The organism is Microcoleus sp. B9-D4 (assembly GCF_036705105.1).
Lineage (GTDB): Bacteria > Cyanobacteriota > Cyanobacteriia > Cyanobacteriales > Microcoleaceae > Microcoleus.
In genome coordinates, this window is record NZ_JAUBTS010000061.1 from 32,192 (window position 1) to 48,364 (window position 16,173).

The following is a 16,173-nucleotide window of genomic DNA, read 5'->3' on the forward strand; positions in this document are numbered from 1 at the left end:
CTAAAACTATACATTGGTTAACTCGCGCCAATGAGCGCGCGCACCCACTCCTTAACGAGGAATATACTATGTATCAAAATTTGCCAATAAATCCACAACTGTATAACATCGGGTTCTGGCTGGCTCAAGTGCCAGTAGAGCAGACTACTACAAACACAGCAGAAGACGCAGCACTCCTTTATTCCGGGCCGCAATTTTTTATCGCCTTGATAGCTGGAGTGGTACTCGCCTGCGCTTTCCAACTCTTGCTAACAAATTTATCAGTAGCAGCCGGCCTTTCGTACATGGGACAATCCCACGACGACGGCCACCACTCGGATAGCGGGAGCTCCCCAGTCCGCCACATCGGCCGAAAAGTAGGCACTTGGACGCTAATTACCGTCACCATCGCCCTATTCTTTGCTTGCTTGCTTGCAGTAAAGCTCAGCTTGATTAGCAGTCCCGGTTTAGGTGCGATCGTCGGTTTAGTCGTCTGGGCCACCTATTTCTCAATGCTTGTCTGGGTGAGTTCCACCACCGTCGGTTCCTTGATTGGTTCGGTCGTCAACACCGCGACATCAGGCTTTCAAGCCATTGTCGGCACCGCAGCCTCGGCTATCGGTGCCAAAGCAGCTAGCAACCAAGTAGTCGCCACAGCCAAAGCAGCAGCAGCAGCAGTGGGCCACGAACTCGGTAGCGCGATCGACCCCACAAGCTTGCGAGAAAACGTCGAAGATTACCTCCAAAGCCTCAAACCGCCGGAATTAGACATCAAAGGGATGCGTAGCGAGTTTGAAAAATTGCTCAACGATCCGCAACTAAAAACCATTGCAGCCGAAAATTTGCCGAATCTCGATCGGCAAACTCTCGTAGATTTAGTAAGTTCGCGATCGGACTTATCAAAACGCGACGTAAACCGGATTGTAGACCAACTTCAAGATGCTTGGAAACAAGTAGGAAAACAAGGGCAGCCATCAGACGGCATCGCCCAATTAGTAGACTATCTCAAATCTGCCAAATCAGGAGATCTGGTCTCAGATAAATTGGCAAGTCGGGTAGAAAAAGCCCTCAGCAATCTGGGCGGTCAAAATTCTGGACAAAGCCCGACCATGATGTCCCAAGCAACGACAATGGCAGTCAATGCTTTAATGGGAATAGTATTGGGTCGCACAGATATTTCTGACTTGGATCTTGAAAAAGTAGTCGGTCAGCTCAAAGAAGCTAAAGACAAAGTTACCCAGCAAACTGATAAAATTACCGCTCAAGTCAAAGGCGAACCCGTAACTTATAGCCCAATTCGTGCCGACGTAGAAAACTACCTACTCAACACTTATTCGTGGCAGATGAACCCCCAAGCCATCGAGCGCGAATTTCGGGACGTTCTCTACGATCCTACAGCCGATCCGGGAACTGTGCGCCGCGAATTAGAAAAACTCAAACAGTCTAATTTTGCCGAAATCCTCGCTAGTAGAGGTGTTTTTACCCAAGACAAAATTAAAGAAATTTCCCAGGAATTAGAAGCAATTAGACAGCGAGTTTTACAAACCGTGATCTTTGCCGAGGAGCAAGAAAAATCTCGCGATTTGCAGTGGCGGGTAGAAACTTATTTGAAGCTGACGCCGAAAGAAGAATTGACAGCAGCAGGTATCGGGAGCGATTTCAAAAAAATCTTAGAGGATTCCGATGCTAGTTACGAACAGTTGCGCGCGAGGCTTTCTCCTTACACCCGCGACAGTTTTGTGCAAATTCTCAGAGGCCGCGAAAACTTCGGATTTCAGGAAGTAGAACAGATTGTTCAAGAGTTGGAAAGGACGCGAGATGTAGTTTTAGCAGATGCTAAAGGTTTGCAAGAAGCAGCGCAAGCCCGACTAGACAACCAATGGCAAAGAGTGCAAGAATACTTGAAGTCTACGGGCAAAGAAGAACTCAATCCCGAAGGCATCAAGCGCGATTTGAAAACGCTGCTGGACAACCCGGAAGCAGGAATGTGGGCGTTGAGAGCTAGAGCTTCTAGGTTCGATCGCCAAACTTTGGTAAAATTGCTATCTCAGCGGAAAGACCTCAGCGAAGACCAAGTAAATCAGCTTCTCGACAGTGCCGAAGAAACTTGGCACGGCGCGCTGCATGCGCCGCAAAAGTTAGCCGAAAAAGCTAAGGATCAGTACGACCAAACCACAACCGCCCTTGCAGATTACCTTCGCAATACTGGCAAATCAGAACTCAATCCTGAAGGGATTAAGCGGGATTTGACAAAACTGCTGGAAAATCCCAAAGAAGGAGCTTTAGCGCTGCGCGGCCGTCTGTCTCAAGTCGATCGCGATACTTTGGTAAAACTGCTTTCTCAAAGACAAGATTTGAGCGAGGAACAAGTCAATCAAATTATCGACCAAGTGCAGGAAACTCTCGGCTCGATTGTGAAAGCGCCGCGCCGTTTGGCAAAACGTGTGCAAAGCCAAGTGCAGGATTTTCAGAGTGTTTTAGAAGATTATTTGCGTAATACGGGCAAGGATGAGTTAAATCCCGAAGCCATCAAGCGCGACTTGCAACTGCTGCTGCATGACCCGAAAGTCGGCGCTTACAGTTTGGGTGAGCGCTTGTCGCACATCGATCGTGCTACAGTTGTTTCTCTGCTGTCTCAGCGGCCGGATATTTCTGAAGCAGAAGCCAATCGCATTGTCGATGGCATTTTGTCGGTGCGCGATGAGTTCGCACTGCAAATTCAGAAAATACAGGAGGGTATTCAGTCGGTAATTGACGGGATTCTCGGAAAAATTCGGGATTACCTCAATTCGCTCGATCGCCCTGAACTCAACTACGAAGGCATTACGCGGGACGTGCGGAAGTTATTTGACGATCCGCAAGCCGGATTTGACGCTTTGCGCGATCGGCTGGGTCATTTCAACCGCGATACTTTAGTAGCACTAATGAGTTCTCGCGAGGACATTTCCGAAGCAGATGCCAACCGCTTGATCGACCAAATTGAAAGAAGCCGCAACACCGTCTTGCAAAGAGCAGAACGCTTGCAGCAAGAGGCGCAGCTTCGCCTCGAGAGTATCAAACTGCAAGCCGAAAAACAAGCCGAAGAAACCCGGAAAGCAGCAGAAGTTGCCTCTTGGTGGCTGTTTTTCACGGCTCTTTCCTCGGCGGCTGCAGCAGCCGGCGCAGGTGCTTTAGCCGTCATCCGATAAAAAAGACTCAAGTTGCGATCGGATTGCAGATAGTGCCTGATATGAGTTTATACTGATATCAGGCACTAATGTTAGTAAAGGATTCGATCGGAGAGTGGGAACGGGTGTATTTAACTTTTTGGTACTGTTTAAGGTTATTGGTAAGCCCGCTCCTATTGGTTTTTTGAAGATGGTAAACGCTGTGATTTTATACATCTTAATTAGCAGTTTTGATTCATTCAAAATAGAAAAGTGAAAAGCCGATTTTTTTGAGTGTTGTATATTTTATGGGCAGATGTAAGAAATAAAAAGTCGCCGGATATTCCTTGCCTCTGCTATGACAATTTTTGAACGCGGTTCCAGCTTCTCGGCTGGATAGGCTTTTAGGCTTATTCCACTACTCCTGCAAGGATTGCTATAGAAGGACAAAAATCAAAACAGCTATGGGAATGAGAACCTTTTGGTAGGGCAAACTCGGCGCGCCCGGACGCTCTCTCCTCAATATTTTTTAGGTACAATAATAGTGAGGCTTCTCAACCCAGCACGCCTTTTCTCCCAACCGCCAGCCTCCCTGGCTGCGTCAGTATCAAACGCGAACTGTTTTGAGTTCGATCGGCGGTTTATTTTGAAGAGGCAGATCGTCAGGTTATAACTTGTAGGTCATAGGTTGTGCATAATAGGGAACTAAAGCTGTGAAAATACTACACTGACTGTGGGGGGCAACATACCGGATACCTTGGAACTACCAAGGGCTTTGCTTTCGTCAGCCCAGAACAGTCCCAACACGCAGGCCCTGCGCGATCCAATGCTAAACAACCTACGTCTCAAACCTCTCCTGGCTAGTTGCCTAGTAGCACCGTGAGGAGGGCGACGCCATGCAACTCCGAAAAAAAACACTATTAATCATCGGTGCAGCGCTGATCAGCCTGATTGTGGTTCTCTATGCCACTGCATCAACTATTTTGCTGCATGATTTTCACAACCTGGAGGCACAGTACGTCCGCCAGGATGTCGCACGGGCTTTGGACGCATTAGATGATGACTTGTCAAATTTAGACACCAGCGCCCAAGATTACGCCGAGTGGGACGATACTTACTCTTTCGTCGAAACACGGAACGAAAATTTTGTCAAGTCAAATTTCGTCGATTCGACATTTATTTACTTGAGACTAAACTTATTGGTACTGCTGGACTCCAACGGTAAGACGATTTTCAGCAAAGGTTTCGACCTGAAATCGCAAACCGAAATCCCGATTCCCGAAAGCTTAAAACAGCACTTGACCGAGGCACTAATAGACTCATCGACAGTCGAGGGCGATCGCCCCGCCGCCAAAACAGGCGTCCTCACCCTGCCAGAAGCCAGGCTGCTGATTGCCGCCAAGCCCATCTTCAACAGCAACGCCCAAGGCCCATCGCGGGGGACGCTAATCTTGGGACGCTACCTCGACAGCAGCGAAATCGGTTTGCTTTCAGAACTGACTCACCTGTCAGTGGATTTTAGATTGCCGAGTTTAGATTTTAAAGTGGGAGCCGCGAACTACTCCGGGCACAGCGCCAAGGCGATGGCTCGATCGAGGCAGGAGTTGGAAAATGTCAAACTCAAAATTTCCAACCTCAAATCAGTAGAAATTTTAGTCGAGCCACTCAGCGACACCTTAGTCGCAGGATACGCCCTGATTCGCGACATCCACGGCAACCTAGCGTTGCTGCTGCGAGTAGAGACAGATCGCATCATCTACGGCCAAGGTCAGGCTACCTTGGAGCTGTTTACCTTATCAATACTGGCAGTAGGTTTAATATTTAGCGCCATCACCCTGCTGTTGCTAGAAAGATTAGTCTTGGCGAGATTGGCGGCCTTGAGCACCAGCGTCAGCAACATCGCAGCCAACGGCGACCCAAGCTTGAGAGTTCCTATGGCCGGAGCAGATGAACTCGCAAGCTTGGCCGACGCCATCAACCGAATGCTAGAAGCATTGGGCAATTCTCAAGTCGAACGTAATGAAAGCGAAGACCGCTATCGGTTGATGGCCGAAAATTCAACCGACATGATCACCAGACACGACCCCACAGGCGTGTTTGTTTACGTCTCGCCCGCCAGCAGGGCTTTGCTGGGATACGAACCTTCGGAACTCATCGGCCGCGTCCCCAAGGATTATTTTCACCCCGACGATTTAGAAACCATTGCCAAAGCTCACTGGAAAGTCCTGGCACTCCCAGTTACTTACACCGTTAGCTACCGCATCCGCCGCAAAGACGGCAAATACATTTGGTTTGAAACCACCGGCCGCACGATCAGCGATCCCCAAACCGGCGAAGTCCAAGAAATTATCGGCATTTCCCGCGACATCAGCGTGCGGAAGCAAACAGAACAAGAACTGCGAGAAAGCGAAGCTGCAATCAAAGCTTTGTACCAAGTGACTTCGGCTCCCCGTACAGACCCGCTCAACCACCTCTCTACCTTTGATTTGCGCCTCCAAGAACTGCTGGGAATGGGATGTCGGCATTTAGGCCTGTCGGTGGGAATTTTGTCCTGCATTCAAGGCGACAACTATCAAATAATGGCTGTTGAGTGTCCCGACGGGTCGATCGTCAAAGACCAAATCTACGATCTGGAAAAAACTTTCTGCGTCGCTACGTCAATGGCAAAAGAACCGATCTACTTTGAGTCGGTGAGATTTTCGGGTTTTTCCTTTAACCTTGACGATCGAGCTTTCCCCATTGAAGCTTACATGGGCATTCCCGTCACGGTGGGAGGTGAAGTTTACGGCACTCTGTGCTTCTTTTCTCCGACTTCTGTGACAGAACCGTTCCGAGCTGTAGACAGAGAGTTGGTGAAACTGATGGCTCAGTGGGTGGGAAGCGAACTAGAACGCCAGCAAACAGACGTAGATTTGGCAAAAGCTCGCGATCAAGCACTGGCGGCTACTAGAGCCAAAAGCGAATTTTTAGCCACCATGAGCCACGAAATTCGCACTCCGATGAATGGAGTCATTGGCATGACCGGTTTGCTGCTGGATACGCCCTTAACTCGCGAACAGCGCGATTTTGTAGAAACTATCCGCAGCAGCGGCGATGCCTTGCTGACGCTGATCAACGATATTCTAGATTTCTCGAAAATTGAGTCGGGCAAATTGGACTTGGAGGAACATCCGTTTGACCTCCGCACTTGCATTGAGGAATCTCTAGACTTGGTAGCTGCTAAGGCGGCAGAAAAAAAACTGGAAGTGGGTTACTTGATCGATCGTACAGTACCGGCAACGGCGATCGGCGATAGCACCCGCTTGAGGCAAATTTTAATCAACTTGCTCAGTAATGCGGTTAAATTTACCGACGCTGGAGAAGTGGTGGTTTCGGTGACTGCCAAAAAGATTTCAGTGCCGGCGGCTAACGCTAAAGAACCGCCATTAATTGCTGGCGAACCGGTAGTAATTAACCCAGCATACGAAATACATTTTGCGGTCAAAGATACCGGTATCGGCATTCCGAGCGATCGCATGGATCGGCTATTTAAATCTTTCAGCCAAGTTGATTCTTCAACGAGCCGGCAGTATGGCGGTACCGGATTGGGTTTGGCAATTAGCAAGCGTTTGGCCGAAATGATGGGCGGCCGGATGTGGGTGGAAAGTATGGGTGGTGTCGCGGGTAATCCTCCTGCCGATTTTAGATCGTCGGCAGTTTTTGATTTGGGATGGGCAGAATCTTGCGAAATTGCCGAAAAATATGGCTCTGGCAAATCTGTACTCAGCAACAAGCCGATCGCCCAAAATACGAAATCTGTTGGCTCTACTTTTTATTTTAGTACGATCGTTTCTGGCTGCAAGAATTCCTTACCACTTAACTTGAGCAATTCTCAACCAGAATTAGCTGGCAAGCGAGTCTTAATTGTCGATGACAATGCTACCAACCGCAGAATTTTGACTCTCCAAGCCCAGTCTTGGGGAATGGTGGCTAGGGCTTCAGCTTCGGCTCGTTTGGCTTTAGATTGGCTGGCTGCTAAAGAGATGTTTGACTTGGCAGTTTTGGATATGCAAATGCCGGAAATGGACGGGTTAGCTTTAGCGGCGCAAATTCGCCGATATCCTGATTGCGAAAAGTTGCCGTTAGTGATGCTAACTTCGATCGGCAGGCAAGAAATTAACCCCCCTTCTATGGAGATGGATTTTGCTGCTTTTTTGAGTAAACCCATCAAACAATCTCAGCTTTACAATGTTTTAATCAATATTTTTGGAGAACAGACAACTGAATTTAAAGGGCAGCGCACTACCGGGTCTTTCTTGCAAACCATACCCGTGCTGGCGGAGAAATTACCCCTGCGGATTCTGTTGGCTGACGATCATTTGGTGAATCAGAAGGTGGCTTTGCAAATTTTACAGCGGATGGGGTATCGCGCGGATGTGGCGGGAAACGGTATCGAAGTGCTCGAAGCTTTGCGCCGGCAGCCTTACGATGTGGTGCTGATGGATGTGCAAATGCCGGAAATGGACGGACTGGAAACTACCCGCCACATCCGCGAGCAATTTTCAGCAGATTTAACTTTAGAAAATGACACGGGAGAATCAGAAGTTTCCGCAACTGATGAGCAATCTAATAATCTAGACTGGACTAAAAATCCCACGGGAGAATCAGAAGTTTCCGCAACTGATGAGCAATATAATAATCGAAAATCGAAAATCGAAAATCGAAAATCGACTGAGGAATCTAACAATCGATTTTCGAAAATCGAAAATCGAAAATCGACTGAGGAATCTAACAATCGATTTTCGAAAATCGAAAATCGAAAATCGACGAGGCCTTGGATTGTGGCGATGACGGCAAATGCGATGCAGGGCGATCGCGAAGAGTGTATGGCTGCAGGGATGGACGACTATTTGAGCAAGCCGATCGCAATTGACCAGTTGGTGCGAGCTTTGATCGCGTGTAAATCTCGATCGAACTCTGCATTCGATCGTTTGCAGCCGATTGTTTGTTTGGATGCCCCGGCGGAACAGATCGAAGGAACGAGTGAATTACAAGTGCGATCGAATGTGGCTGTTGCGGGAAATTCACAACAGACAATTCCCAATTCGCCGGCAGTCGTCGATGGTGGTGCATCAAATCTCGATCGGGCTTTGTCAGAGAGGCACGATTCCCTGAGTGCCAAGATTATAGAGGGACTGCGAGAAGTGGAAGCTTTGGACGAGGCGATCGAGATTTACCTCGAAACAGCTCCCGAACTGCTGCGAGGCATCTCTATGGCTCTGTGCAACGCCGATCCGCTGGCTTTGCGGCGATCGGCTCATTCTTTAAAGTCGATTAGCGGTACTCTCGGTGCTTTTCGCTTGTTTGAGCTGTGCGAGGAACTCGAAATCATGGGCCGCATCGGCACAAATGCTAACCAGTCTTTACCCGATCCGGCCTGCGCGCTTTTAGAACAGGTTGAGGCGGAGTATCAAAGAGTTGAAACGGCGTTAAAAATAGAAATGCAGTCTGTTGATTGTTAGCGGTTCTAGCAATCCTAAATCATTTGTGTAATTCTTGTAGGGGCAAACCCCCCGTGGTTGCCCTCATGAGGCCGCAGGGCTGTTTCATTCGACTTAGGGGCCGTGCCAAGAGTGCCGGATCTCTTGGTCTGACCTGCAGATCGAATCGTCTAAGTCGGGGGTAGGCACTCTTGGCACTACAAGAGTCAAAATTCATGTTTTTAGTGAGAATGAAACAGCCCTGACCCTAATGAGGGGACTGTTAACTATCAACTTACTTCCGAGTTACCAAAACCCAATCGTCCGCTGTTTTGACAACCTCAGCATTTTGCAAACCTAAATGTTTTAAAACTGGTTTTTCTAACAGAAAATAAGGTTGAGGAAGAGATTGCCATTTCTGTTTGAGCGTCGGCGCGTCGGCGACAATAACTTGGCGTTGACTGTAAAAATTCAGCGATGGACGGCCCAAGCGGTGAGAAGTAAACACCTGTTGACCGGCCGGAGTTCCTGTGCGGACAATTTCGGAGATCGGCTTAACCGGATAATCCTCCGCCAGTTCCCAAACCCAGTTATCTGAAGCCACCAATACCAACAGCGTCAGGTAAGTTCCCCAAATTAAAACTAATATAAACTGCCGGTCTTTGCGGTGCAGCAACACGGCCGCCAGTGTCATTGTCAAAGCTACAAACATCAGCATTAACTGCAAATCTAGCTGGGGAGGCACAATGTATTTCCCAATTTGCACTAAGCCACTGAAGTAAATGCAGCCGACAACACCAACTACACCCAACACTGCCAAAATCGCGGGATGAGGCAACAAAGAAATAGCATCAAAACGTTCTTCTGCTTCCTCTTTGACCGGCTCTGGCGGCAGCCACAGTTGCTCCCAAACTTCAGCGAGATAACTGCCAACGGCAAGAGCAAAAGCTGGATAAATTGGCAAAACATACCACGGCAATTTAGTAGTCATCACAGAAATAGCCAGCAGATATACTCCAGTCCAAACCAATACTAATTTTGGGCCGGGAAAACTGCGATTTTCCCAACTCAGACGCAGCCCTTGTAGCCAAAATAACTGCCAGGGCCAAGCTAATTTTAAAATTTCTAAAAGATAATACCAGGGCGGGCCTTTGTGACTGCTCACAGGTTCGGAAATGCGTCGGAAAGATTCGTTAACTAAATTAGCGTGGATGAAATATTGGCCGTAGTGCAGCCATTGGGCAAAATACCAAGCAGCTACTGGGAATGTTCCGATCGCCAATCCGCCCCAAAGATACCCAGAAGTGAGGAGTCGCGGGGTATCCCAAACCAAAAAAATACAGCCCATCCCAGCCAGCAGCAGCCCCAACATCACGCCCTTAGTCAGGCAAATGAGTCCGAACCCAATCCCTGCCCCCAAAGCGTAGCGCAAGTCGCGGCGCGATCGTAGCAAACACCACATCGCCGCCAGCAAAAAACACAAAACCGCCCCATCCAACATCGCCAAACGTCCATGCCGCACCACCGGTAACAGCGTCAGATAAACGAGGGCAGAAAAAATGGCGATCAAACGCAGAGGAAACAACTCCCTGCCAATGGCGTAAAGCAGGGGCACTGAAGCCGCTGTCAGCATCGCTGGTACTAACCTCGCCGTCAATTCGCTGACACCGCCGACGGCAAAACACAGCCCGATTAGCCAGTGTACCAGCGGCGGTTTGTTGAAATAAGGCATTGAGTCGATCGTCGGATACAGCCAATTTAAGTTGCCTCGCCAAATTTCGCGACTTACCTGCGCTGCAATGCCTTCATCCCAATCCCGCAAAGCCACGCCGCCCAGATTCAGCCCGAAAATCAGCACTGCAGCCAACAGAAAAGCCAGCATCCACAGTTTGTCTGTAAAGCGCTCATTCCAGCGGTTTTTCGGTTTGCGGCCCAGGAATGGAAAGATTTCTGACATAAGTTAAGAGAGTTTTGAGCATCCCAAACTGAAGGTAAACTTAGACAGCAGTTATTTGCGACAAAGAAAATACCATGAACTTGCCTGTAATTATAGATATTATCATCGGCTTAGTGTTTATCTACCTGACTTTAAGCTTGCTAGCTTCGGAAATTCAGGAACTGATTGCTACTGTTTGGCAGTGGCGGGCGGAACATTTAAAGAAGTCGATCGAAGTGCTGATTTCTGGAGGCAGCGAAGGTGCGAAAGATCCCCTGCAATTTAAGCGAGTCGGACAGTTAGCTCATTCGATTTACGCCAATCCGATTATCAAAGATTTGAATCAGGGAGCGAAAGGGCTGTTATCAGAGGGATTCCGCTCTGTTACGCACCGCCTGGGGGATTTTTACCACGGAGTTACGGGTACTAAAAATGTTTTCGGCAATAAATCCAGTGGGCCTTCTTATATTCCAGCCGAGTGTTTTTCTGCTAGCCTTTTGGAGACTTTAAAGGTTTCTAGTTTGCTCAGCTCTATCTCTAAAACCCGATTGGAAAGATTTAAAGATTTACAATTAGCACAAATTCAACAGATTGGAGAAAATCTGAGTTTACAGGATGCTACTAAACCGATTATTGAACAAGAATTTAGGTGGCTGACTGCTGAGTTAAATCGAGTGGTTGAAGATTATAAACACAATTTAGCAAGTTTGAACAACAGCTTAGATCGAATGTCGGAAAAGCTAGGATTTTATATTAAGGATTCTCAGGTTTATCTACCAGAAACCGAGCTAGCCGGGAGAGAATTTCAGAGGCAGATGGCATTTGTCAAGGCTCGTTTTGACAGCAAAATTGAGCGAGTGGCGCTGCTAGGGCAACTACAACCGAGTTTCAGTAATCTGTTAAATACTGTTAAAAAAAGTCAAGATTCGGTAGCAGAAATTATGGAGCTAAAAGAGGAGAGTCCGATTTATCAACAAATTCAAGAAACCTTGGACAGTATGCCAGAATCTTTGAAACGCAGCCTTTATATTTTAGCGCAGCGCGCTGAAAAAGGTGGCGGAGATACTCAAGAGCAGTTGCAGCGGTTTCAGAAAGAAATTGAAATTTGGTTTGACCAATCGATGGAGCGTGCTTCTGGTGTTTACAAGCGGAATGCTAGAGGGGTGGCGATTTTGCTCGGAACTGCGATCGCTGTTGCTGCTAATGCTGATAGCATTAATATTATTAATCGGTTGTCGAAGGATTCGATGTTGCGATCGACTGTTAATTTGTACGCTGAGCAGTTGGTGGCAAATAATGCTAAGACTAAATCAAATAATTTAACCAGTCTGACAAAAGTTCAACAGGATGTCGATCGAGCTTTGGATCAGGTAGCTCTGCCTTTTGGGTGGAGCGAACAGAACAGCTTAGAACGAGATAAGCAGGGGAATTTATTGTGGCCGGCTTTGATTGCAAAATTGTTTGGTTGGATATTGAGCGGTGTAGCTATTTCTATGGGGGCTGCTTTTTGGTTTGAGGCGCTCAACAAGATTATTAATATTCGCAATGCAGGGAAAAAACCGCCATCTTCCACAGAATCTTGATCGGTACAGTTGCGAGGCCAATCTACTAAGTGTCATACCCTTTTAAATTTTAGATTTTAGATGGCCGAATGACTGAAGACTATCGAGGTTTGAAGCATGGGCTTATATCATGTCCGGTCGTGCGACCGCGATTGTTGTAGGGGCGGGTTCACGAACAATACCTGCCAATAATTGACAATCTCAAAAACCCGCCCCGACCAGGATATTATGGTTAATCGCTCGGACATGATATTACAGTTGGATTCTTTTTTGAAAGTGGGATCACGGATAGGATACCGGATCGATCGGTAATTGCGCGTTTGCCGGAAGTAAGGGAAAACACGCAGAATATAAATTCCGTGCGATCGCGGATGGCAGTGCAGCAGAAATAGGGCAAACTGATAGATAGGTGAAATAAGAATGAGCGAAATAAACAAGGTCGCTGGCAGTTTCAGAAGCTCTGATTCCAAGGCTGTATCTACCGCTAAACTCACTTTTGGAGGACGGAATATGTTGACTTCTTTAAGGGAAACGACTCGCGCCTCGGAATACGCAAATCCCCCATCCAAAAGCTTTGTAGTCAAGGACTTCAGCATCAATGAAGGTGGATATTTTGTTTCCAGAATTTTGGCTGGTGAATCGGACTGCATCGAGAAAATTACCTCGGCACTTCAAAAATATGCCTCTATCCTTAGAGAGATTGACAAAGTTGGCTCGACTTGTGATGGCCTATCGGGCAAACTGCAATTAGGCTTGGTTATCCTCAGTTCAGATTACGTGGAACCATACAAAAGTCAATTGTCAAAATCGCATAGTTCTCTGACTCAAAACAGCGGACTTGGTTGGTGTTATGCCGATCTAGATAGTGATACACTCAGCAACTGCGGTGGGCGCGATCGACTGTTTGCTAATTAAGGAGAGTGATTTAATGGAGGGTATGGAACGTACCGAGGGCAACTGGGCCCGAATACAATTGTAATTAGGGAGGAAGGCGCGATCGCAATCAACGATTTCGATCTGACTAAATCAGCAATCATATCAACTCCCGCTGAATAATTTGAATCACGTTTGTAGTGAGGTGGGTAGTCCTCACAGTGTCGGTAGCCTCCCATAAGTCAATTGATTTCCCGCGATGGGTTCCACTTAATATCATACCGTTTTGACTGTTAGTAAATGCGACCAAACATCCTGGTAATCAGTATTTGGGTGTATCGCAAATCTAGCAACTTCAAACCATATAGAATTCTTCAAAATCTACATAATTCAGTTTTCCCTTGGATGAAATACAGCTAGGGAAACTCTAGTGCATTGTGCCTCTACGTAAAATCTCACACTCAAATAAAAACTACTAAATATAAGAGGAGTTATTCGGGGGTGAATTACCTCCACTATTTCCGCCTCCCTCACCTCAGCCTACTATTAGCAAAATAAGGTCAAAAAAAATTGGATAATAGAACCTAGATTGATTTCAAGATTCCCGATTAATATTGCGATCTATTCCCATAGATAGAGGCTCAATTTTCCATTTGACTCAAGAGGCAAAAGGCAAATGCCGAGCAAAATAACTCACTAAAAATTTTTTTAAAATGACCCCATTTCCCAATTGGGTGTTAAGATATAATGGAATAAGCCTGATGAGATAACTCCGGGGTGTATCTACTAATAATGCCCTTAATGGAGTCTCCAATATGAGTTCTACATTCGCTCAAGTTAACTCACAATCTGCTTTTGAAAAAATGCCAGTGCGCTCCTTAGTCTTCATTGACTCCGGCGTGAAAGATTACGAGTCAATTGCAGCGGGAGTGCTGCCGGGACAGCAGGTAGTAATACTCGATCGCACCAAAAACGGCATCGAACAAATCACCTCCGAGATGGAAAAATACGCCTCTACTGAGGGGGCGATAGACTCGGTTCACATTATTTCTCACGGCAGTTCAGGCAGCCTACAATTAGGCAATACCTCTCTGGGTTCAGATAACATAGAGCAATACAAAAGCCAGTTGGAAAAGTGGCAAACTTCACTAGCCCCAGAAGCAGACATCATGGTGTACGGCTGCGATGTAGCAAGCGGTACAGGTGCTAATTTCGTTGATCGATTCAGTCAATTAACCGGGGCTGACTTTGCGGCATCCACCAACATAACCGGCCGTAGCGGCGACTGGAATTTAGAATTTGCTAAGGGTCAAATTGAATCTCCCTTAGCCTTGCAGCCAGAGGCTATGGCAAGTTACCAAGGTGATTTAGCTACGATCGTAGTAGCTAACAATAGCGATAGCGGGCCGGGTTCATTAAGGGCTGCGATCGCCAGCGCTGTTGCCGGCGATATCATTACCTTCGCTCCAGGTTTAGCCAGCCAAACCATTACCCTCACCAGCGGTCAACTCGATATTCCCGTTGGCAAAAACATCACCATTGACGGCGCCGCCGCACCCGGTTTAACCATCAGTGGCAACAACGCATCCCGCGCGTTTTTTGTCAACGCCAACGTTGCGACTGCTACTAATTTTGTGGTCAAAAACCTCATTATTACTAACGGCAAAACTACCGATCGAGGTGGCGCGATCGGCACAACCGACGAAGTAAACCTCACAGTAGAAAACGTTCAGTTCAACAACAACGTCGCCGATAAAGGTGGTGGCGCAATTTTCGGTAATTTCAACAATACCCTGACTGTTACCAACAGTAAATTCACTGGCAACGTAGCCACCGCAGCTAACGATGAACGCGGTGCAGGTGCGATCGGCTTTTTGAGTTTCAAAACTATTACAGTCACCAACAGCGACTTCACCAACAACAAAGGAATTAACGGCGGGGCAATTAACAGCCTTCAAGGTAAGCTGACAATTGACAACTCCCGATTCATCGGCAACGACACCACAGCAGCTACTTTCGCCACAGGGCAGGCCAATTCTTTCTTAAGGGGTTTCGGCGGCGCACTTTATACCGATCGAGCCAGCAATCCCAGCGAAGCTTCCGGCACCATTAAGATCACCAAAAGTGTATTTCAAGACAACAAAGGGCGAGGCGAAGGCGGAGCAGCTTATCTGTTTACCGGCACCCAAGATAGCGTAAGTATTGCAGACAGCACCTTCCAAAACAACGAAATTCTGTCGCTAGCCGGTGGCAACAAGGGAGTTGGAGGCGGGTTGGTGAACTTGAGCAACGGCCTCAACAAAGGACTTACGGTTTCCAACACCACCTTTGCTGGCAACAAAGCCCCCGGTCAAGGTGGCGCAATGTGGATCATGGATGCGCCTACCACCGTTACCAACAGCACCTTTTCAGGCAACCAAGTTACTGGGACTACCGACTTTTACGGCAATGTCGGCGGTGCAATGGCTCTTTATGCCCCCACAACGATCGTCAACACCACCATTGCCGATAATTCAGCCCGTTGGGTGGGCGGAGGCATCTCGGCGGCGTCGGGAAAGCCTGTCAGCGTCAAGAACACGATTTTTTCTAACAACACGGCGGGGAACGAGTTTGGCATTCAGCAGCACACCAGCAGCGAACTAACTGACCAAGGTGGCAATTTTCAGTGGCCTGTCAAAAAAACCCCTAACTTCAACGATTACAATGCCACGGCAAGTATTACGATCGCAGACCCCTTACTTGGCCCTTTGCAAAACCTCAACGGCGCTTTAGTCAGGCCGCTGCTGACAGGAAGTCCGGCAATTGATAAAGGGATTGCCACCGGCGCACCCGCGAAGGATCAGCGCGGCGTGACTCGCCCTCAAGATGGGGACAGCATTCCAGGTGCGATCGTGGACAGTGGCTCTTTTGAATTGGGAGGTAGTGTCGTCCCGGTGCCAACTCCGACGCCCGCGCCAACTCCAACGCCCGCGCCAACTCCGACTCCAACTCCGACGCCCGCGCCAACTCCAACGCCCGCGCCAACTCCGACTCCAACTCCGACGCCCGCGCCAACTCCGACGCCCGCGCCAACTCCGACTCCAACTCCGACGCCCGCGCCAACTCCGACGCCGGCGCCAACTCCGACGCCCGCGCCAACTCCCACTCCAACTCCGACGCCGGCGCCAACTCCGACGCCGACAACTGGTACTCCCACACCGACGCCAGTCACGCCGACG

Annotated in this window: 6 protein-coding genes; 5 read left to right on the top strand and 1 reads right to left on the bottom strand. The window is 48.2% G+C overall.

The annotated features are described in order from the left end of the window. Positions 1–68: 68 nt before the first annotated feature. Together QUB24_RS26770 and QUB24_RS26775 are read left to right on the top strand one after the other, a co-directional pair. On the top strand, positions 69–3,167 hold the full coding sequence (locus QUB24_RS26770; protein WP_333156643.1) for an MFS transporter: 3,099 nt from the start codon (positions 69–71) through the stop codon (positions 3,165–3,167). Positions 3,168–4,021: 854 nt separating this feature from the next. After that, a complete protein-coding gene (locus tag QUB24_RS26775) occupies positions 4,022–8,626 on the top strand; it encodes a response regulator (protein WP_333156644.1) in 4,605 nt (1,534 codons plus the stop codon). Between the two features lie 253 nt (positions 8,627–8,879). Here QUB24_RS26775 and QUB24_RS26780 read toward each other — a convergent pair whose 3' ends face one another. Next, positions 8,880–10,541: a glycosyltransferase family 39 protein gene (locus QUB24_RS26780; RefSeq protein ID WP_333156645.1), complete on the bottom strand. Its 1,662-nt coding sequence runs from the start codon at positions 10,539–10,541 to the stop codon at positions 8,880–8,882. Positions 10,542–10,615: 74 nt separating this feature from the next. On the opposite strand from QUB24_RS26780, the gene QUB24_RS26785 reads away from it, so the two are divergent. The 3 genes from QUB24_RS26785 to QUB24_RS26795 form a co-directional block, all read left to right on the top strand. Next, complete coding sequence (locus QUB24_RS26785) at positions 10,616–12,103, top strand: hypothetical protein (RefSeq protein ID WP_333156646.1); 1,488 nt, start codon at positions 10,616–10,618, stop codon at positions 12,101–12,103. 489 nt (positions 12,104–12,592) lie between these two features. After that, positions 12,593–12,997 (top strand): DUF4347 domain-containing protein, encoded by a 405-nt coding sequence (locus tag QUB24_RS26790; protein WP_333156647.1) that lies wholly within the window; start codon positions 12,593–12,595, stop codon positions 12,995–12,997. 773 nt (positions 12,998–13,770) lie between these two features. Further along, a partial coding sequence (locus QUB24_RS26795) for a DUF4347 domain-containing protein (protein WP_333156648.1) occupies positions 13,771–16,173 on the top strand: 2,403 nt, incomplete at its 3' end.

Excerpts from the sequence above, each read along its gene's own strand:
- QUB24_RS26770 (WP_333156643.1), top strand. The coding sequence starts at position 69 with ATGTATCAAAATTTGCCAATAAATCCACAACTGTATAACATCGGGTTC.
- QUB24_RS26775 (WP_333156644.1), top strand. The coding sequence starts at position 4,022 with ATGCAACTCCGAAAAAAAACACTATTAATCATCGGTGCAGCGCTGATC.
- QUB24_RS26780 (WP_333156645.1), bottom strand. The coding sequence starts at position 10,541 with ATGTCAGAAATCTTTCCATTCCTGGGCCGCAAACCGAAAAACCGCTGG.
- QUB24_RS26785 (WP_333156646.1), top strand. The coding sequence starts at position 10,616 with ATGAACTTGCCTGTAATTATAGATATTATCATCGGCTTAGTGTTTATC.
- QUB24_RS26790 (WP_333156647.1), top strand. The coding sequence starts at position 12,593 with ATGTTGACTTCTTTAAGGGAAACGACTCGCGCCTCGGAATACGCAAAT.